16 protein-coding genes and 1 pseudogene are annotated in these 19,707 nt (G+C 36.1%); 7 read left to right on the forward strand and 10 right to left on the reverse strand.

Annotation, left to right across the window (positions count from 1 at the left end):
- Positions 1 to 23 precede the first annotated feature (23 nt).
- The 3 genes from GKP30_RS02440 to GKP30_RS02450 are packed head-to-tail and all read right to left on the reverse strand — an operon-like array spanning position 24 to position 3,744.
- Entirely contained in the window at positions 24 to 1,196 is a 1,173-nt protein-coding gene (locus GKP30_RS02440) for a Ger(x)C family spore germination protein (RefSeq protein WP_216827789.1), read from the reverse strand.
- Complete coding sequence (locus GKP30_RS02445; protein WP_216827790.1) at positions 1,196 to 2,665, reverse strand: spore germination protein; 1,470 nt, start codon at positions 2,663 to 2,665, stop codon at positions 1,196 to 1,198. The genes GKP30_RS02440 and GKP30_RS02445 overlap by 1 nt, the downstream gene beginning before the upstream one ends.
- Entirely contained in the window at positions 2,662 to 3,744 is a 1,083-nt protein-coding gene (locus GKP30_RS02450) for an endospore germination permease (RefSeq protein WP_216827791.1), read from the reverse strand. The genes GKP30_RS02445 and GKP30_RS02450 overlap by 4 nt, the downstream gene beginning before the upstream one ends.
- Positions 3,745 to 4,020: 276 nt before the next feature.
- On the opposite strand from GKP30_RS02450, the gene GKP30_RS02455 reads away from it, so the two are divergent.
- Both GKP30_RS02455 and splB read left to right on the forward strand, forming a co-directional pair.
- Positions 4,021 to 4,257 (forward strand): transcriptional regulator SplA domain-containing protein, encoded by a 237-nt coding sequence (locus GKP30_RS02455; protein WP_216827792.1) that lies wholly within the window; start codon positions 4,021 to 4,023, stop codon positions 4,255 to 4,257.
- A 28-nt stretch (positions 4,258 to 4,285) separates the two neighbouring features.
- Positions 4,286 to 5,314: a spore photoproduct lyase gene (gene splB, locus GKP30_RS02460; RefSeq protein WP_216827793.1), complete on the forward strand. Its 1,029-nt coding sequence runs from the start codon at positions 4,286 to 4,288 to the stop codon at positions 5,312 to 5,314.
- Between the two features lie 441 nt (positions 5,315 to 5,755).
- Here the strand turns inward: splB and odhB are convergent.
- Both odhB and GKP30_RS02470 read right to left on the reverse strand, forming a co-directional pair.
- Positions 5,756 to 6,978, reverse strand: a pseudogene (gene odhB, locus GKP30_RS02465) (2-oxoglutarate dehydrogenase complex dihydrolipoyllysine-residue succinyltransferase).
- 4 nt (positions 6,979 to 6,982) lie between these two features.
- Entirely contained in the window at positions 6,983 to 9,793 is a 2,811-nt protein-coding gene (locus tag GKP30_RS02470; RefSeq protein ID WP_216827794.1) for a 2-oxoglutarate dehydrogenase E1 component, read from the reverse strand.
- A gap of 226 nt (positions 9,794 to 10,019) precedes the next feature.
- Between GKP30_RS02470 and GKP30_RS02475 the strand changes: the two genes are divergently transcribed.
- On the forward strand, positions 10,020 to 10,808 hold the full coding sequence (locus tag GKP30_RS02475) for an HAD family hydrolase (protein WP_216827795.1): 789 nt from the start codon (positions 10,020 to 10,022) through the stop codon (positions 10,806 to 10,808).
- Positions 10,809 to 10,867: 59 nt separating this feature from the next.
- On the opposite strand, the gene ku is transcribed toward GKP30_RS02475, so the two are convergent.
- Positions 10,868 to 11,713 carry a non-homologous end joining protein Ku gene (ku, locus tag GKP30_RS02480; RefSeq protein ID WP_216827796.1) on the reverse strand — a complete coding sequence of 282 codons (846 nt, stop codon included), beginning with the start codon at positions 11,711 to 11,713 and terminating at the stop codon, positions 10,868 to 10,870.
- A gap of 171 nt (positions 11,714 to 11,884) precedes the next feature.
- Here ku and GKP30_RS02485 point away from each other — a divergent pair, with 171 nt between their 5' ends.
- A complete protein-coding gene (locus GKP30_RS02485) occupies positions 11,885 to 13,699 on the forward strand; it encodes a DNA ligase D (RefSeq protein ID WP_216827797.1) in 1,815 nt (604 codons plus the stop codon).
- 29 nt (positions 13,700 to 13,728) lie between these two features.
- Here GKP30_RS02485 and GKP30_RS02490 read toward each other — a convergent pair whose 3' ends face one another.
- Complete coding sequence (locus GKP30_RS02490; protein ID WP_216827798.1) at positions 13,729 to 14,625, reverse strand: manganese catalase family protein; 897 nt, start codon at positions 14,623 to 14,625, stop codon at positions 13,729 to 13,731.
- Positions 14,626 to 14,678: 53 nt separating this feature from the next.
- On the reverse strand, positions 14,679 to 14,921 hold the full coding sequence (locus GKP30_RS02495) for a YuzF family protein (protein ID WP_216827799.1): 243 nt from the start codon (positions 14,919 to 14,921) through the stop codon (positions 14,679 to 14,681).
- A gap of 244 nt (positions 14,922 to 15,165) precedes the next feature.
- Between GKP30_RS02495 and GKP30_RS02500 the strand changes: the two genes are divergently transcribed.
- Positions 15,166 to 15,987, forward strand: coding sequence for a squalene/phytoene synthase family protein (locus GKP30_RS02500; protein ID WP_216827800.1), 822 nt, complete (start codon positions 15,166 to 15,168; stop codon positions 15,985 to 15,987).
- Between the two features lie 149 nt (positions 15,988 to 16,136).
- Here GKP30_RS02500 and megL read toward each other — a convergent pair whose 3' ends face one another.
- Both megL and GKP30_RS02510 read right to left on the reverse strand, forming a co-directional pair.
- Positions 16,137 to 17,321, reverse strand: coding sequence for a methionine gamma-lyase (gene megL, locus GKP30_RS02505; RefSeq protein WP_216828081.1), 1,185 nt, complete (start codon positions 17,319 to 17,321; stop codon positions 16,137 to 16,139).
- A 274-nt stretch (positions 17,322 to 17,595) separates the two neighbouring features.
- Positions 17,596 to 17,997: a GNAT family N-acetyltransferase gene (locus GKP30_RS02510; RefSeq protein WP_216827801.1), complete on the reverse strand. Its 402-nt coding sequence runs from the start codon at positions 17,995 to 17,997 to the stop codon at positions 17,596 to 17,598.
- A gap of 39 nt (positions 17,998 to 18,036) precedes the next feature.
- Here GKP30_RS02510 and GKP30_RS02515 point away from each other — a divergent pair, with 39 nt between their 5' ends.
- Together GKP30_RS02515 and GKP30_RS02520 are read left to right on the forward strand one after the other, a co-directional pair.
- Positions 18,037 to 18,276, forward strand: a complete 240-nt coding sequence (locus GKP30_RS02515; protein ID WP_216827802.1) for a DNA alkylation repair protein — start codon at positions 18,037 to 18,039, stop codon at positions 18,274 to 18,276.
- Between the two features lie 177 nt (positions 18,277 to 18,453).
- Positions 18,454 to 19,686, forward strand: a complete 1,233-nt coding sequence (locus GKP30_RS02520) for an aminopeptidase (protein ID WP_216827803.1) — start codon at positions 18,454 to 18,456, stop codon at positions 19,684 to 19,686.
- Positions 19,687 to 19,707 lie beyond the last annotated feature (21 nt).

Here is a 19,707-nt window from a genome sequence, read left to right on the forward strand (position 1 = left end):
GTTAGAGTGAAAACCCTTTCTTTTTACTGAATATCTTTTATATCAACACTTTCATTTTTCATAATTCCTGTATGTTTAATTGTCATATCTATATTGATACTTTGGATTGAATTTTCTGTTAAGATAGGATCATCATTTTCCTTTAAACGCTGCCAAGTAGGATATTCTTTTCGAAACAACTCATGCTCAAGATTATAGAAGTCAACACCTTTTCCCACGCCTAGTTGATACATTTCTTGAATTTCTACAGTAATCACTTCTTTCGTTTCCTTTTCAATATCCTCAAGCTTCATTATTTTATTTATATTTCGATGAACAAAATATCCGGTTAACTCCAAGTTGATGTTAAACTTAGGATCACCATCAACTAATAAGACTTCAACATCGGACAACGGGTATTCGAAGACTACTTCAAAATAAATATTTTTTTCATCTGGAACTGGTATAGCTACCCTAATTGTTTCAGGTGATAACCAGCGAATTCCACCTAAATCATTCAAGCTATGAAACCCCATATAGTGCTCATTTTGAATAAAAAAGGCGCCATTGAGTGCTAGCTTCGGGTCTTTTTTTAAATCTTTTTCCCACGTTGCTTTGTCAATCGTTATTGAAGGAACAAAAGTGGTTTCACCAGGTTCGTAAATTTCCCTAGCCAGCTGGTGTAATTTTATGGGACGAATTTCAGAGCTTTGTTCATATATTCTTTGTGGCTCATGGATGATCGTATCCAAAACAGTTTGACCGAAAAAACCAGGAGTTGATAACACTTCTTTAACCGAGTCTTTAGTACCAAAAACCCACGGAGTTAAGCGAAATTCATAATATCTCGTTAAAGAATCAAAGATGCTGTCAAATCCTTGCTTTAAAGCCGTTTCACTTAAAAGTATCGTTGTAACATGGCCCCATAAAATTCTCTCTTGAGCTGTTTTATAAACAACGAAAAAAGCTTCTTCAAAACTGTCAGCGACTGCCTCTGACACCCATACGCTTCCTTCTGTCGTTTGTCCTTCTGTTCTTGCAATCCCTTCAAACGATACAAATTGGATATAACTATAATATTTTCCATCTTTATAATCGACACCTATTGCAGTCGCATAATTTAAATGTTGTATTTCTTTTACATCTCTACATCCAGAGCTGAAAAAGAGACTTATACTTGTCAAAATGACCAACAAAAATTTAAGATCTTTCTTCATCAAGATCTTCTCCACTTCTGTAATAACGGTATCGTCCATTTCTTTCTTTTCAAAGGATTTAAACTAAGTGCAGAAAGGAATTCTTTGAAATTTAAAGATGCTATTGGTTCAAGGTAACTTATTTTAAATGACTCTAAGCGACAGAGGTAAATAAGGATGCTAAACATTGTTAGAAAAAATCCGTATAATCCTAAAAATGATGAAATTAATAATGAATACAATCGTAAAACCGTAACTGTACCTGTTAATGACTGATTAACCAGTGTGTATGTTGCCACAGCTGTCAGCGCAATGATGACGATTAGCGATGGAGAGGCTAGTCCAGCACGAATCGCAGCATCCCCAATAATTAAACCTCCAACGATCGAAATAGTCTGGCCTAAAGCTCTAGGCATTCGAACTCCTGCTTCCCTTAGTAATTCAAATAGACCAAGGATAAAAAAAGCCTCAACTGCAGCAGGAAATGGTAAACCATCTCGAGCAACAACTACAGTAGCTAATAATGGAAAAGGTATTTGATCCAAGTTAACCGATGAAATTGCAATCCAAAAACCAGGTAAAAAAATAGCAATATAAATCCCAATAAGTCTTATCACCCTTTGAAAAATGACAAAATAGTAGGGAAAGTGGACATCCTCTGGTGATTTAATTAATTCAAATAAATTGATAGGCCCAATTATTACGACAGGTGAACCGTCAATAATAAGAATAAATCTTCCTCGCAATAAACACTCAACCACAAAGTCAGGTCTTAAGATATGGTCAAATAATGGATACAAAGAAAAGGTTCGATCAGATAGCCATTGTTCTAATTGTCCACTACTAACAATACTTTCTGTCTCAAAAGTATCTAAACGTTCTTTTACATCTTGAATTAGGTCATTACTTGCCTTGTTATTTAAGTAAAGTAAAGCTACTTTAGTCTGACTTAAAGTTCCGATTGTAAACGTTTCGCTCATTAAATGCTTTGTTTTTAGTCGTTTTCGAATAAGTGAAATATTCACATTTAGTTCTTCCGTAAAAGCGTCCTTTGGACCTTTAATTGAAACTTCTGTTGTGGACTCCGCTGGGACTCTTTGTGGAATTTTTGAGATATCAACTCCATAAAAGAAACTTTCGTTTACTTTATATAAAATTAGGAAGCCAGAGAATAGTTTTTCAAACATTTTTGCAATCGAATGAATTCGTTCAATCGGTGGTAATTCCAGCAAGCTGACCTGTTCTAAATGATTGTCATGAGGTTCCATTATTTTATTTACAACTGAATAGTAGTAATCATTTAGCTGGGCAATATCTGTCATACCTTCACAATAAAAAGAAATAATTACTTCGTCTTGTTCCATCGGCACAAATTGAATATCAGAATACCCCTTAAGTAATTGTTTCAATTGAACTATGTCCATAACCCCTTTTTTGAGTAACTCTTCAATCGTCGGTTTTCCAGACAAACGGCCAAAGTTTAACTTCATACGCTCTCTTTCAACCCTTTCTTCTGTGGAAGATAGCTAATAGCTATAAGTATTAACGTTAAAGTTATCCCAAAAATAAGAACAGCAGGGTAAAAATAAAACCTAAGAACTGTCGTCACCCATATGTCACTGATAGGAAATATCGTAAAGCTAGCAAGTATCATGCTGTATAGCGTGAGTAAAGTTATTTTTACAGCTCTCGATTGATTTTCTAAAATGTCATAAAGTAAAAATAAAAATAATGCTACTCGTATCGTTTCTCCACTTAGTAATTGAAAAATGGCTAAAAAGTCCACACGAGAAAAATATTCACCAAGCATAACAAGTCGCCATTGTTCGAATGCCGGAAAACGAATGAGAGCTGCTACATTAGGACCAAATGCTGAAATCGAACCAAATGTAGGACCTAAAACGAGCCCCATAAGTATAGTAATTAAAATAAAAATAGAAATAAAATTAAACGATTTATTAACATGCTGCTGTAGGAGAAGAAGTAATAATACATCAACACTGGCACCTAAAATAATCATCGTGCCATCTACGATCGGTCCTATCCCTTGAGTTAAGATTGGAAAGAGATACGAATAATCCTTATCCTGAATGGTCGCAAACGCAACAAAATGCCCAAGAAGCCATACAAAGGGTAATAATATAGTAGACATATATACAATCGTTTTAAGGTTATAGAAAGCTGCACTAATACACAATAAAAGATAAGAAATGACAAGTACCCAAATGGGGGTTAATGGTAAGAAGTACAAATTCATCTTCTTAATAAAATCATCAAATGTTATCAGTCCAGACAAACTTATGTAGATAAAAAAAGAAAAAATAATAATTGTTGAAAAAAGTCCATTTGTGCGTTCCTTTAACCAAGAGGACAACTTCTCCTGTCCATTCCTTTTCATTATGAGGTAAAGCAGCCAGCCCCAAAATAGTAATATAACATAAGCGATTAGAACACAAACCCAAGCGTCACGTTTCGCTGTCTTTAATAGATGAGGAAGCAGTAATACATGATTCGATACGCCAATAGATAATATAAGCACAAACATTAATTGCAGACGTGAAAACTTCATAACCTTTTCACCCAATTCAAGGAAGTTATGGATATTTTCTCTTAAACCATTTAAGCTATACATTCGACATTAAAATTTTATATTAAAACTTTTCCCCCCACGAAATACACGATCAAGGATTGCTTACTTAGTTGATTATTTTAGTATCCTTTAAATTTCTCCCTAACATCCCAATAAATACTTAAATTTAAAAGAAATAAAACAAGCCCTATAGGAAAAATTATTACTATTCATAATGAATTTTTGATTGGTTTAATGAAAGGGATGAGCATACAGATGAATATTAGTGAGTTACAAGATGGAGATTCTGTCTATGTAATCTACCGAAATCCTCATACACAAAATGTTGCCACGGTTCAAGAAGCAACAGTTACAGCTAATCCTGAAAACCCACATGAATTATCTCTTTTCATGTACGATACATACTATCCTTTAACGGATGAATATGCGATGTATCAAACTGCTGAAGAAGCTGAACAAATGTATGAATATTATTTTGGTCCGACCATGTAATAAATACGGTCAATGAAGGGTGTGAAATATGCTTAAGCCATTTGTACCGCAACTCGTTTATATCGAACCTCAAGCACTTGAGTATGAGCTTGGTAGAGAACTTAAAGAAAAATTCGAGAATATGGGGCTCGAAATTAGAGAAACTACGTCGCACAACCAAGTTCGTAATATCCCTGGAGATAATGACTTTCAAAAATATCGTACGGCCAAATCAACTTTAGTGGTCGGTGTGAGGCGGACGTTAAAGTTTGATACATCCAAACCTTCAGCTGAATATGCAATTCCGTTTGCAACAGGTTGTATGGGGCACTGTCATTATTGCTACCTACAAACGACGATGGGAAGTAAGCCGTATATACGTACGTATGTAAACACCGATGAAATCCTTGAAGCAGCTCAAAAATATATGGATGAACGTGCTCCTGAAATCACTCGATTTGAAGCATCATGTACATCTGATATTGTAGGAATTGACCACCTTACCCACTCATTAAAGCGAGCCATCGAATTTTTTGGGAAATCCGATTTTGGTAAGTTACGTTTTGTTACGAAATTTCATCATGTTGATCATTTACTCGATGCTGAACATAATGGTCGCACGCGCTTTCGCTTTAGTGTAAATGCAGACTTTATTATAAAAAATTTCGAACCTGGAACTTCTCCGCTGCAACAGCGGATTGAAGCTGCTGCTAAAGTTGCTCATGCTGGTTACCCTTTAGGTTTTATTGTCGCTCCTATCTATCTCCATGAAGGATGGCAAGACGGTTACAAGAAAATGTTTGTTACTTTAAATGAAACATTGCCCCCAGAAGCGAAAAAAGATGTGACATTTGAATTAATTCAACACCGCTTTACGAAACCAGCAAAACGTGTAATTGAAAAAAACTATCCGATGACTAAGCTTGAGCTAGATGAGGAAAAACGGAAATATAAATGGGGGAAATATGGAATTGGGAAGTATGTTTATCAAACAGATGAACAAGAAGAAATAAAAGAGACACTCTATGGCTACATTCATGAATATTTTCCAGACGCTAAAATAGAATACTTCACTTAATATTTTTGTATTATAACAGTATTTTAAAATGCATGTAACGAAGTTAAATCATATAACAGTTATATCTTTTCTCAATACAAAAAAGCCGTTAAAATAAACGGCTTTTTTGCTGAGGTAAGTATGTGATATATGGTTAAATGGAAATTGAAAACAGATTAGTTTCTTGCGTAATAATCATTGATCATATCAAGGATTGTTTGCTCTTCCTGGACTTCTTCAAATTGACCTTTATTCGTATTCTCAGTTGACATTCTCATTATAAACAACTCCTTGTTTGAATTTTTTGTTTATTCCTTCTCTTCTTGTTTTCTATTATAGGGTGCTGTTATATAATAGTCAACTAGTTTTTTAAATTTGTTATATTACATTTTGTCCCATTTTATATTACTCCAAAAATAAAAACCTTCATGCTCATCATTTGGCATAAAGGTTACTTTTCACTTAACTTTGCAGCATTAATCTTTCAGGGTTCTCTAACAATTCTTTTACTTTAACAAGAAAACCTACAGCTTCTTTTCCGTCAATAATGCGATGATCATAAGAAAGAGCAATATACATCATTGGACGATTTTCCATTCGCTCTTTGTCTATAGCGATTGGTCTCCACTGAATTTTGTGCATCCCTAATATTCCAACTTGGGGTGTATTAAGAATAGGCGTTGATAGTAATGAGCCGAAGATACCTCCGTTTGTAATGGTGAATGTTCCACCTTGTAAATCTTGTATTTTTAACGACTTTGTCCTAGCTTCATTAGCAAGTCTTGAAACCTCGTTTTCTAGCTCCCCAAAATTCAGTTGATCAGCATGTCGCACAACTGGAACAACTAGGCCTTCATCTGTTGAAACCGCAACACCGATATCAAAAAATTTCTTCTTAATAATCTCTGTACCATCGACCTCTGCATTTAGTAAAGGAAATTTCTTTAAAGCAGCAATAACTGCTTTAGTAAAGAACGACATAAAACCTAATTTAATTCCGTATTCTTCTAGAAAAGCTTCTTTATGTCGGCTTCTTAAATCCATAACAGCCGTCATATCAACTTCATTAAATGTAGTTAACATCGCTTGAGTTTGTTGTGCTTCTACCAGCCGGTTTGCGATCGTCTGTCTCCTTCTAGACATCGGAATTCGTTCGATGTCCTCCCTTTTATCAGTATCAACTTTTTCTTTATCTGACTGTTTTTCTTCTTTTTTCTGCGCTTCTTGAAACCACTCAATATCAGATTTTCTTAATCGACCGAATGGATCTTTTGAAGGTACCTCTTCTAAATTAATTCCTTTTTCTCGGGCAAATCGTCGTGCTGCAGGAGTAGCGATAGGTTCTTTAAGCTTTTCTTCAGTATACCGTTCTCCTCCCCTAGCTTCCTTCTTATCGGTTCCACTTGAACTAAGACCATCTTTATGATCATCTTTATTTGACTGATCTACATTCTCTCCTTCTACGATCAGGGCGATCGTTTCACCGACTTCGACAGTATCGCCTTCATGTTTTTATGCTCTCTTAATACACCAGATACATCGCTTGTAATCTCTACATTGACTTTATCGGTTTCAAGCTCAACAACGTACTCCCCTTTTGCAATAAAATCTCCAGGATGCTTTAACCACTTTATAATTGTTCCTTCTGTTATTGATTTTGCTAGTTCTGGTACTTTTATCTCCACCTCTTTAGTCTCCTTTCCCTGTAAACTTTAACGCTTCATTTAAAATACGTTCTTGATCCTTTTTATGAACAATAGGATCACCTTCTGCTGGGCTTGACCTTGGAACTCTACCGATATAAATAACTGGTATTTTTGCTTGAATAACTTCTCTTAATTTAGGTTCAATATAGCCCCATGCACCCATATTTTTCGGTTCTTCTTGGACCCAAACTATTTCTTCTACTTCCGTATATTCCTTTACAACTTCTTTTAGTTCAGTTACTGGAAAAGGATATAATTGTTCAATTTTAATATAATGGAGCTTTTCCCGTTCAGACTTCTTTAAGTTTTCATGTTTTTCAGCTAGTTCTATGCTCATTTTACCTGTCGAAAATATTACCCTTTTTATTTTATTTTTAGGTCCTGTTACTGGCGCTTCAGTATAAGTTTGAAAAGAACCTTCGCTCAGTTCTGCGACTGATGAAGCTGTCATACTATTTCTTAACATACTTTTCGGCGTCATAACAATTAGAGGCCTTACCTCCTCCATGGTTAAAATCGCTGCCTGCCTACGTAATAGGTGGAAGTATTGCGCAGCCGTTGAAGGATTGGCTATAGTCCAGTTTTTCTCGGCTGATAATTGTAAAAAACGTTCCAACCTAGCACTTGAATGTTCTGGTCCCTGACCTTCATAACCGTGCGGTAACAGCATAACCAAGCCCGATCTCTGCCCCCATTTTGCTCTACCTGCAGAAATAAATTGATCGACTAATACTTGAGCCGAATTTGCGAAGTCGCCATATTGTGCTTCCCATAATACTAATGTTTCTGGTGCAAATACGTTATAACCATATTCAAACCCAACGACAGCTGCTTCTGAAAGAGGACTATTGTGGATTGCAAATGAAGCACTTGCGTGTGGTAACATGTGCAGCGGCGAATACTTTTGACCTGTTTCTTGGTCATGTAACACTAGATGTCGTTGCGCAAATGTACCTCGTTCTGAATCTTGCCCAGTAATCCTAATCGGTGTGCCATCGTTAAGAATTGTTGCAAATGCTAATGTTTCTGCAAATCCCCAATCAATCTTCCCTCCTTCATCAAAAGGTTGTGTTCGTCTTTTTAATATTCTTTCAAGCTTTTCATTCACTTTAAATTTTTCAGACCATGTCAGTAAAGCTTCAGTGAGCCCTCTTAATTCATTTGCCTCAACTTTTGTTTTAATGGTTGGGAGTTCTTCTCTAACAACCTTAGGCACAGCTATTTCTCGTTTCGACTGTTGGTTGACTTGATTCATTTTTTCATAAGCATTTTTAAGTGTTGTATGAATAGAAGTTTTTATAGCTTTTATTTCGCCCTTCGAGATGATGTTATTTTCCAATAAGTAATTTCCGTAGCTCGTATTTACCGTGGGATGCTCGCTTATTTGTGAATACATCTTGGGCTGTGTCATCACCGGTTCATCCATTTCATTATGTCCATAACGACGATAGCCAACCAAATCAATTAATATATCTTTTTTAAAACGAACTCGATATTGAAACGCTAAATATATTGCTGCTAGGCACGCCTCTGGATCATCTGCGTTAACGTGAATAACTGGGACTTCAAATCCTTTAGCGAGGTCACTAGCATATCTAGTTGACCGTGAGTCATCTATGTCTGTTGTAAACCCGATTAGGTTATTAGCAATAATATGAATTGTGCCGCCTGTTTGATAACCTTTTAATCTACTTAAATTTAGGGTTTCAGCGACAATCCCTTGGCCAGGAAAAGCTGCATCACCATGAATTAAAACCGAAAATGCTTGGGATGGATTGTGCATAGGGTAACCTGGTTGATTACGATCTTCTTGTGAGGCTCTCGTAAACCCTTCGACAACCGGATTTACAAATTCTAGATGACTTGGGTTATTGGCTAAAGTTAGCTTTGCATGCTTAGTTTTACGGTCAGCAATTTTTCGATTAGCACCTAAATGATATTTCACGTCTCCAGTCCACCCGTAATTAATTCCTATCGAACCTTCTGAAGGCACAAGTTTTTTGTTCGGAGCATGAAGAAATTCAGCAAATATTAACTCGTACGGTTTTCCTAAAACATGAGCGAGGACGTTTAATCTCCCGCGATGCGCCATGCCAACCATTATATTTGTGACCCCACCTTGGACTGCTTCTTCAACGACACTATCGAGCATTGGGATTAAGGTATTCAAACCTTCAATAGAAAATCGTTTTTGTCCTACAAAGGTTCGGTGTAAAAAAGCTTCAAACTCTTGAACTTCTGTTAACCGTTCAAATAATGCTTTTTTACACTCACTCGATAACGATTTGTGTATCGCTCCTGATTCAACCATTTCAGTTAGCCATTCACGCTCATACTCTTCATGGATATGGCTAAATTCAAAGGCTAATGTATTTGTATAAACCTCCTTTAAATAGTCCATGGCTTCTTTACCATTAGAAACAGCAGGAGGCGCATAAGGACATAACAACTCAACAGGTACCTTTACTAAATCATCCTCTGTCAGCAGAAACCTTTCTAAATTCATTTTATAAATGTCCTTTTTCACAACCGAAAATGGATTAATATTAGCCACCATATGACCATTTTGCCTTATAGAGTCAGCCATCTTTATTGCAGAAGCTACCTTTTCAACATAATTATAGGATTGTAGAGATTGAGTACTTGAGTCAATGGTTTCAGCCCATTGCCTAAGGTTCTGCTCCCCCTCACTTTGACTCACAGCTAATTCCTCGTATTGTTCAAGAACATACCCTAAGTTCGGACCGTGAAACTGCTGCCAAAGCTTTGATTGCTTTGACTGGTCTTTTTTCATATCAATTCCTCCATCATTAAACAAAAGTTTTTGAAGGTCAGTATTCTTCTTATGAAATTATTACTATTACTATAATGAATACATAAATACAATTACCGTTATGCCAAAAGACAAACTTTATTTTTATGAAAAGTAAAATCAGGAGTTTTTCTAATTTTCAAATTCATTTTTTGTAGTACAATCTAAAGTAGATATAAAAGAATTCTTAAAGGAGTGGACATGAAGTATGGTAAAGGCTGTAATTTTTGACTTAGATGATACTTTGTTATGGGATAAAAAGAGTGTGGCGGAGTCGTTTAAAGCTACTTGCCAGGTGGCGGTAGATAAATACAATGTAAATATTGACCAATTTGAAGAAGCCGTTAGAGAAGCTGCACGTGAGTTATATAGTAATTATGAAACGTATGAGTTTACAAAAATGATCGGAATTAACCCATTTGAAGGTTTATGGGGTAATTTCGGTGATAAAATTAATGTTAATTTTCGTAAAATGAAAGAGATTGTCCCACAATATCGGACAGATGCTTGGACACAAGGATTAAAAAAATTAGGAATAGACGACGCAGCTTTTGGTGCCGAACTCGGTAAATTATTTGCGAAAAACCGTAGAACATTACCTTTCGTTTATGAAGATACATTTAGTTTATTAGAGGAGTTAAAAGAGGACTATCAGCTTTTATTATTAACCAATGGTTCACCTGAATTGCAAAATGAAAAACTTGATATGACACCAGAACTAGTTCCATACTTTGACCATATTATCATTTCAGGTGCTTTCGGCCGTGGGAAACCAGACCGTGCTATTTTTGAGCATTGCTTATATTTAACGGATTTATCCAAAGATGAAACGGTTATGGTCGGAGATAATTTACATACCGACATTATCGGTTCTAACAAAATTGGTATGAGAAATGTTTGGATTAATCGTGATAACAAAGACATTGTAGATGAAATTTATCCAACTTACACAATCAAAGAGCTATCGGAACTACCACAATTACTTAAAGAAATCTAATTTTTGCTTCAAACAATATAGAAGAGGCTTGCTTTTTTAGGCTAGCCTCTTCTTGCTTTCTACGCATTCTTTTTTGCTTTAACGGTCTTCTTCTTTGTTGTTGTTGTTGCGGCTGGTTTACTTTTCGTCTTGTCAATTGATGCCTGTAATGCTGCCATTAAGTCCGTAACATTACCTGTTGCCGCCGCTGGCGCTTTCTTATCAGCTGCTGTAACAATCTGTTCTCCATTTTTCTTATGTTCAATTAATTCCATTAACGCATTACGATATTCATCATGGTACTTTTCAGGATCAAATTCAGTTGTTAACTGATCAATTAACATTTTAGCTGTTTCTAACTCTTTATCTGTCACATCGTCGCCACTCGGTACATTAGGGACATCAGCAACATTTCGCACTTCATCAGGAAAATGGATCGTTTCCATTACGAGTGTATTATTATAGACTCGAACTACAGCTAAATGCTCTTTAGAACGAATGATAATTTTTGCTATCCCAATTTTCCCCGAATCCTGAAGCGCCTTTCGTAATAATGTATAAGCTTTCGTCCCGCCCTCATTCGGTGCTATAAAATAACTGCGTTCGAAGTAAATCGGATCAATTTCTTCAAGCTTTACAAAATCAATAATTTCAACTGCCTTATCTTCATTTTCCTTCCTTAATTTTTCAAGATCGTCTTCATCAAGAATGACAAACTTATTTTTTGCATACTCATATGCTTTAACAATCTCATCATTTTCAACTTCTTTTTCACAAACTGGACATTTCTTTTCATATTTTAAAGGAGATTTACATTCGGCATGTAAATTCCGCAATTTAATATCTTTATTTTCAGTTGCGGCATGAAGCTTTATTGGAATATTTACTAGGCCGAAGCTAATACTCCCTCTCCAAACTGTATGCATTTTAGCGCCCTCTTTCTGTCATGTTTACTATTAGTATTTGGTGCCTGTAATAATTTATGTAAAGTGTTCAATGGTAAAGACATTATTGTAATTTCACTTTTAATCATCTTAGTTAGTACACACTCATCTGGGTAAACTAAAGGTAATTAGTAAAAGAAAGGAACGTACAGCATGAAAAAACCAATGAGTCCGACTTTGTCTTTTGAAACACCAGTCGGGGATAAGTGGCAATTTGAAATCAAATATGATGGGTACCGTTGCCTTCTTAAATGGAGTAATTCAGAGTTTTCCCTTATTAGTAAAAATGGGCGGATTTTAAATGAACATTTTCCTGAACTCGTGGTTGCTAGCAAAAACATTCAAGCGGAAATTAAAGATTTACTTCCACTTGAACTAGACGGAGAAATTGTTGTTCTGGAAAATGAGTGCAAAGGAGACTTTGAAGCGATACAAAGACGTGGAAGATTAAGGAATGAGGAAACAATTAAAACTGAAGCTAAGAACCGTCCTGTTACATTTTGCGTATTTGATCTCCTCGAACTAAATGGTAAAAATTTCAAAAATGAAAGTTATATGACTCGTAAACAACATTTATACGATTTCTTTGATATAGAAAAGGTTAAACAGGAACCTACATTTAAGTTAGTTCGATCGTATAATTCTTTTGAGCGAATTTGGGAACAAGCACTTGATCATGATAGTGAAGGCGTCATTGCCAAGCTCGCTCATAGTAAATGGGAATATGGAAGAACACGTTCCTGGTTGAAAATAAAAAACTATAAACGGATCAACTGTTTTATTACTGCATATGAGAAAGAGAACGGTTATTTTCACGTCGGCTTATGGAATAACGGAAAAATCGTGCCGATCGGGCTATTTAAACATGGAATAAAAAACGAAGAAGAAAGAGCTTTAATTGAAACCATAAGAAATAATAAATCGAGTGAGGATAAACAAATTATAAAAGTGGATCCTGGAATATGTCTTGAAGTAAAGTATTTACAATTTTACAAAGAACAATTAAGGGAACCTTCTTTTGAACAATTTCGTTTTGATTTATCTTATGCGGACTGCACTATTGATCAATTAAGAAATAACAATCTACCTCCAGTCACCCAACATGAAGTGGAAATCACAAGCCCAGACAAAGTTTATTGGAAAACTATATCTTTTACAAAAAAGGAATATATTGAATACATTAAAGCCATCTCACCTTATTTTCTACCGTTTTTAAAAGATCGTCATTTGACCGTTGTTCGTTACCCTAATGGGGTTGAGGGTGAGGCTTTCTTTCAAAAAAATATCCCAGACTATGCTCCTTCATTTGTAGATTCCTCTATGCATGAGGGGATAAATTATATTGTATGTCAATCATTTGATACTTTATTATGGTTGGGGAATCAAGGAGCCATTGAATTTCATATTCCATTTCAAAACATTAATTCTCATAAGCCTAGAGAAATCGTATTTGACCTAGATCCACACTCGGTTGATGATTTTCAAGTCGCGGTAAAAGGCGCACAAATGATAAAAGAAATATGTGATCAGCTCGGTCTACACCCATTTGTGAAAACATCTGGCGGTAAAGGGATTCAAGTGCATTTACCTTTAAAGGGGGAGAAATATTCGTTTGAAGAGACACGAATATTTACTTCTTTCGTTGCTGATTTTCTTGTTTCAACAGAACCTGATTTATTTACAATTGAGCGCATGAAAAAAAATCGTGGAAAACGACTTTATGTGGATTATATACAGCATGCGGAAGGAAAAACGATTATTGCTCCTTATTCTGCAAGAGGACGTAAAGAAGCTACCGTGGCTACCCCGTTATTTTGGGAGGAAGTTAATGAACAATTAGCGCCTACTCATTTTACGATTGATACGATTATTAAGCGCTTAAATAAAAAAGGCTGTCCCTTTGAAAAATATTTCAAGGTCGACCAACCATTAGATCAAGTCATTGAATTCTTAACGCAAAAAAAATGAACAAAACGGGTGCGCATGGCACCCGTTGCCTATAATCCAGCAGATCGCATTAAGCGTTTGACTATTTCCTGATAATCTTCAGCCGAAATGCCTGGGGCAAATTCTTCTGGTAATTCTTCATAGTCAGGAGTTGGCGCGCCTTCAGGGGCACCAATCACAACTTCTAATGGCCTTCCATCTTCTGGATGAGTTCCTTTCCAAATTTTATTAATATCACGGAAGTCTGTTGGACTCCATGTGTATAACTTGGTATGAATGCCTTCATCTTCAAATTTCTGCGCTGTTTCAAACGCACGGTTACTTAAATTAGGTACCGGAAGCATCTTTGTCATATCGACACCTGTAACCACTTCAATAGCCTTTGCATATGCAACAATATGAACTCCACCACGTACAAGTAAATAGCCGATCATTTCACGCGCAGTCGGATTTTCAGTCATTTCGTATACACGCATTTTATGTGTTCTCGCCCCACACTCTAAGAAGAAATTATGAATTAAATCTAATAATAAATTGCCACTATTAAAGACATTATCTCCTGTCCACGGGCGCCCGTGTGAATCAGCAGGTTTTGCTGTTTGTGCTGTATCTATGAAATGGTGATGAAATCTTAAATCTTTCGCTGTTTGCATCGGGGCGATATCTGGGTCTCCAGGGAATGTTGTATTATTTAACATGATATTAATTGTATTGGATACTAGCTGAACATGGCCAAATTCTTCAGCTGTAATACTTGCAACTAAATCATAAAACGGTTTAAACTTCTTTTTATTACGGAAATTAAAAGATTGGTACATATAATTATTTAATGTAGACATCTCGCCAAACTTTCCGCCGAGTAACTCTTGAACAGCTGATGCACCATTAGGATCAGAATACTCTGGTCTCGGTAAGTCTATTAACATCTTATCAAAACGTATTATCAATGACCGTCTCCCCTTTCTCTCCTAACCATAAAGTTAGCAGTTAACTATCGGTTTTACTGTGGTAATACCCAAATAATACTCTGAATTCGTATAAAAAATGGCGATCCTGCAACATCTACAACAACATGATCAGGTTTTACGTCAGTTAATGCGCCACGAATATTTCCTTGGGCTGTTTGAACAACAACAGTTCTGCCGATAATTGTTTGTAACGTTTGATATACGTAAGGGTCAACTAAAGAAACCATTTGCGGAGCGCTCGCGTGACCGTGTTGATGATCTTGATAGTGATTCATGGTAACGACTCCCTTCTAATTTGTCAGTCGCTCCCATTGTATGAAGAATTGTGCATGTACCATACCATTTTTATAAAAAAACCAATAATAATAGCAAGTACACACTACATTTTAAATGGACGCCACACAATATTAACGATAAACCAAAATTAAATAGATAGAAAAAAACGGTGTTTCTGGTAATTCGAGCAGAATTAGTCTAAAATTTTAATTAAGAACATACAACGGAAGGAAGGTACACTATATGACCGAAAACACGAAGCTCTATGATCGAGCGAAACGAGTTCTAATGGAAACTAGTCGGACATTCTTTATTCCTATAAGCAAACTACCAGATGAGTTAGAAGAAGCTGTCATGTCTGCTTATCTGTGTATGAGAGCTATTGACGAAATTGAAGACAGCCCCTCACTTTCAAAAGAAATAAAAGTTAATTTATTAAATAAAATCAGTATTATGTTAAAAAATGAAGTGAACAAAACGGAATTCAACGCATTATTTGATCCATATAAATCTTCTTTACCAGAAGTTACACTACAATTAAATGACTGGATCACTCTTTGTCCAGAATCTGCTTCACAAGCAGTGGTAAATGCTACATCAGAGATGGCTGAAGGTATGGGAAAGTGGGTAAACAAAGCATTTAAAATTGACAATAAAGAAGATCTAGATGAGTATACATATTATGTTGCTGGATTAGTGGGTGTCATGCTGTCTGATCTTTGGAGATGGTATGACGGCACTGAATGTGACCGTGACCTTGCTATCGGCTTCGGGCGCGGGCTTCAAGCCGTTAACATGATCCGGAATCGTGATGAAGATTTATCGCGAGACGATGTAGACTTCTTTCCTAACGGTTGGGATATGAAAGATATGTTTGAATATGCTCGCAAAAATCTCGAATTAGGGGACGAATATACGAAAGATTTAACAGTAGGACCTGTCTACTATTTCTGTAAAATTCCACTAGCCCTCGCATTTAGTACATTAGACGCGATTGAAGCTGGACAAGAAAAATTAACACGAAATTCTGTAATGGAAATCGTAAATGAAGTTATTGCTGAGTAAAACTCTCCTTGTTGGACAACTTTTATAAGAAAGCACTATTAAATTTTAGCAAGAACAAGATTAAAGGATGACTCATAAGTGAGGCTTTAAGCCCTTACACTATGTTGAGTCATCCTTTTTATAAACAATTCGTTAAGCTAAGAACATTTTTATATTTTCTCTAATGCCTGCTCAATATCTGCCCAAATATCTTCCCATGCCTCTAATCCAACTGATAAACGAAGTAACTCCGGTCCAATCCCCATCGTTTGTCGTTTGTCTTCAGGAACTACAGAATGTGTCATCGTTGCAGGATGTTGAATAAGCGTTTCTGCATCTCCTAAGCTAACCGCAATTTTAATTAAATTTAATTCATTCATAAATCGTTGAGCAGTTTCCTTTCCACCGTCGATCAGGAAGCTAATCATTCCTCCTGCTTGCTTCATCTGAGATGCTACAATACTCGATTGAGGAAAATGGTCGTCTCCTGGAAAGATAATCTTCTTTATTTTTGTATGCGCTTTCATTTTTTCTGCTAATTTCTCTGCATTTGAACAATGACGATCCATACGAACTGGAAGTGTTTTTAGGCCCCGGATTAATAACCATGCATCAAATGGACTAATGATACCGCCAATATCCTTTTGCGTAGTCATACGGACTTCATTTACAAATTCTCGGCTTCCTACCATAAGTCCAGCAACAACATCACCATGCCCACTAATGTATTTCGTGGCACTATGAACAACAACATCAGCACCAAATGAAATCGGTTGTTGTAAATAAGGTGTTGCAAATGTATTATCTACAACAACTTTTGCCCCAACTTCTTTACCAAGCTTACAAACTAGCTTAAGGTCAACTAGTTTCATCGTTGGATTAATTGGTGTTTCAATATAGATGACCTTTGTTTCTGGCCGAATAAATGAACGAATATGTGCCTCTTCATCCATAGCAATTAAATCATAATCGACATTAAATCGGTCTTTTAACAATTCTAATAATCCATAGGTACACCCGTAAACTCCTTCAGAAACAAGAATATGGTCTCCTGAACGAATAAGACCAAATAATGTCGCGGAAACAGCAGCCATACCTGAGCTAAAAGCCAGCCCTGCTTCTCCTCCTTCTAATTCGGCAATACGCTCTTCTAATACTGTTACAGTCGGGTTACCTAATCTAGAGTAAATATAACCTTCTTCTTCGCCTGCAAATCGTCTTTCTCCTTGCTCTGCAGATCTCATCGTAAATGTTGAAGATTGAAAAAGCGGGGGGGTTAAACTCCCTTGATATGATTGACTATCATAACCTTTGTGAATGACCTCTGTTTCTAATCTGTAGTTTTTCAAAACAATCACCCTTCTACGATTATTTCCTTTCCTCTCCCCTTATATTATTCTATGAAAGTATCAATCGGTCAATGGAAACGCTTACATTTTTTTAGTAAGGTGTGCCATTGGTTTTCTCTTATTTAAAAATTAACTGATCTAAATTTTCCCAACCGTATGCAACCTCTTTAAACGATTGGCCACCAATTTCAATTTCTTCACTATTTAAATAGACTCCATTTTACGCTTCTTTGTAAAAACGTTTGGCTGTATTAGCATCGAGCACCCAAACTAATAGTCCTTAAAATCCTTTTTCCTTTAAAACTTCTGCAGCCATTCCAACCAACTGTTTTCCCCCACCTTTTCTTTGCGAATTTTCGTATAAATAGATAGCGTACAGCTCACCATCAATATCCTTAAATTTTCCTGTTCGTTCTTTCCCAACTGCAGCAAACCCAAAGATTTTATCATCTTCTTCAATAACAAGAACAGTTGTGGGGTGACTATCAGTAGAAAGAACTCGTGTCCACATTTTCTGTCGATCTTCCACTTTTAATGAAGCCAAATAATCTTTAGGTACAATTCCTTTATAGGTTGTCTTCCAGCTTGCAACATGAATATCGGCAATTACTTCAATATCTTTTATTTGAGAGCTAATCTTACATTCATCGTTTTCCCTTCTTTCTCTAGAGAGAGTATTCATGAAATAAAATGGAAATACTTTTATTAGGAGGTGTGACTTATGGCGGAACCATATTTGTGTCCTAATTGTAAAACAAACCGATCGCGGTTTAACCGTATTGAACAAATTGCTCAAGCTGTAAAACTAAATCCACAAACAGGTGAGGTTATTGAAGAATATTCTAATGAACAACTGGATCCTTTTCATCTGCCTTATCGTGGACCCTCAATAAAAATTCAGTGCGGAGCATGTGGTCTTATTGAAGACGAGAGAATGTTTGTACAGTATGGAAGAAAATAATATGTCATGAATATAAGTAGTAAACTTCATTAATATACATTAGAGGGGCTAGAACCCTCTTTTTTATTAGCTGTTTTCGTAAATTTTATTGATAGTGAACTGTTTTCTTTTTTCAAATTGATAAGAACCTGTTAAAATAATCTTGTAATAGAAATTATACATAAGTGAGGGAAATAAATGGAGAATTTACAATTAAAACTTGAAAAATATGCTGATTTAGCAGTAAAAGTCGGTGTCAATATTCAAAAAAATCAAACTCTAGTAATCAATGCACCTCTGGCAGCTGTCGATTTTGTTCGTCTAGTAGCGAAGAAAGCTTACGAAGTTGGTGCAAAAAATGTACATGTGGAGTGGAATGACGAAGAAATTGCACTTATTAAATATAAAAATGCACCTGATGAAGCGTTTCATGAATTCCCACTATGGAAAGCGAAAGGCTATGAAGAAATGGCTGAAAATGGCGCTGCTTTTATGAGCATTGTCGCTAGCAATCCTGATTTGCTTAAAGGTGTAAACCCAGAGCGTATTGCCAATGCCAATAAGGCATCAGGCCAAGCGATGGACACATTCCGATCTTATGTTCAATCTGACAAAATTAGCTGGACAGTGATCGCCGCATCTGCACCAGGTTGGGCTCAAAAAGTATTCCCTAATGAGTCTGAAGAAGTAGCGGTTGAAAAACTTTGGAATGCGATTTTCAGCGCAACACGCGTTGAACTTGAAGACCCTGTTTCAGCTTGGAAAGAGCATTGTGAAAACCTAACGAGCAAAGTTGACTTCCTAAATAAGAAACGTTTTCAAAAACTCCACTATACAGCTCCTAGTACAGATTTAACGATCGAGCTTCCTGAAAAACACTTATGGGCTGGTGCAGGGAGTAACAACGAACAAGATGTATATTTCGTTGCGAACTTACCGACTGAAGAAGTGTTTACAGCAGCTAAAAAAGACGGCGTAAATGGAACGGTATCTAGTACGAAACCATTAAACTATGGTGGAACGCTTATTCAAAACTTTACTCTTACATTTAAAGATGGAAAAGTTGTAGAATATACAGCTGAGGAAGGTTATGAAACATTAAAACGTCTTGTTGAAACAGATGAAGGTTCTGCCTATTTAGGTGAAGTAGCTTTAGTACCACATGATTCACCAATTTCAAACTCAAACATTATTTTTTACAATACATTATTTGATGAAAATGCATCCAACCACTTAGCTTTAGGAAGTGCGTATGCATTTAACCTAGAAGGTGGAAAAACGATGTCCAAAGAAGAGTTACAAAAGAATGGTTTAAATACAAGTATTACACACGTTGATTTCATGATTGGTTCAGCGGATATGAACATCGATGGAATTACAGCTGATGGTGATCGTGAACCGTTATTTAGAAGTGGGAATTGGGCGTTTTAATTGAGCGTTATCAAAACAATA

Origin of the sequence: Alkalihalobacterium elongatum (assembly GCF_019024285.1) — a bacterium.
GTDB classification, from domain to species: domain Bacteria; phylum Bacillota; class Bacilli; order Bacillales; family Bacillaceae_F; genus Alkalihalobacterium; species Alkalihalobacterium elongatum.

What these genes read in the sequence shown, in the direction of transcription:
- splB (WP_216827793.1), top strand. Translation starts at nt 4,286, where the DNA reads ATGCTTAAGCCATTTGTACCGCAACTCGTTTATATCGAACCTCAAGCA.
- GKP30_RS02485 (WP_216827797.1), top strand. Translation starts at nt 11,885, where the DNA reads ATGAAAAAACCAATGAGTCCGACTTTGTCTTTTGAAACACCAGTCGGG.
- GKP30_RS02455 (WP_216827792.1), top strand. Translation starts at nt 4,021, where the DNA reads ATGAATATTAGTGAGTTACAAGATGGAGATTCTGTCTATGTAATCTAC.
- GKP30_RS02440 (WP_216827789.1), bottom strand. Translation starts at nt 1,196, where the DNA reads ATGAAGAAAGATCTTAAATTTTTGTTGGTCATTTTGACAAGTATAAGT.
- GKP30_RS02475 (WP_216827795.1), top strand. Translation starts at nt 10,020, where the DNA reads ATGGTAAAGGCTGTAATTTTTGACTTAGATGATACTTTGTTATGGGAT.
- GKP30_RS02470 (WP_216827794.1), bottom strand. Translation starts at nt 9,793, where the DNA reads ATGAAAAAAGACCAGTCAAAGCAATCAAAGCTTTGGCAGCAGTTTCAC.
- ku (WP_216827796.1), bottom strand. Translation starts at nt 11,713, where the DNA reads ATGCATACAGTTTGGAGAGGGAGTATTAGCTTCGGCCTAGTAAATATT.
- GKP30_RS02450 (WP_216827791.1), bottom strand. Translation starts at nt 3,744, where the DNA reads ATGAAGTTTTCACGTCTGCAATTAATGTTTGTGCTTATATTATCTATT.
- GKP30_RS02510 (WP_216827801.1), bottom strand. Translation starts at nt 17,997, where the DNA reads ATGAATACTCTCTCTAGAGAAAGAAGGGAAAACGATGAATGTAAGATT.
- GKP30_RS02445 (WP_216827790.1), bottom strand. Translation starts at nt 2,665, where the DNA reads ATGAAGTTAAACTTTGGCCGTTTGTCTGGAAAACCGACGATTGAAGAG.
- GKP30_RS02515 (WP_216827802.1), top strand. Translation starts at nt 18,037, where the DNA reads ATGGCGGAACCATATTTGTGTCCTAATTGTAAAACAAACCGATCGCGG.
- GKP30_RS02500 (WP_216827800.1), top strand. Translation starts at nt 15,166, where the DNA reads ATGACCGAAAACACGAAGCTCTATGATCGAGCGAAACGAGTTCTAATG.
- GKP30_RS02520 (WP_216827803.1), top strand. Translation starts at nt 18,454, where the DNA reads ATGGAGAATTTACAATTAAAACTTGAAAAATATGCTGATTTAGCAGTA.
- GKP30_RS02495 (WP_216827799.1), bottom strand. Translation starts at nt 14,921, where the DNA reads ATGAATCACTATCAAGATCATCAACACGGTCACGCGAGCGCTCCGCAA.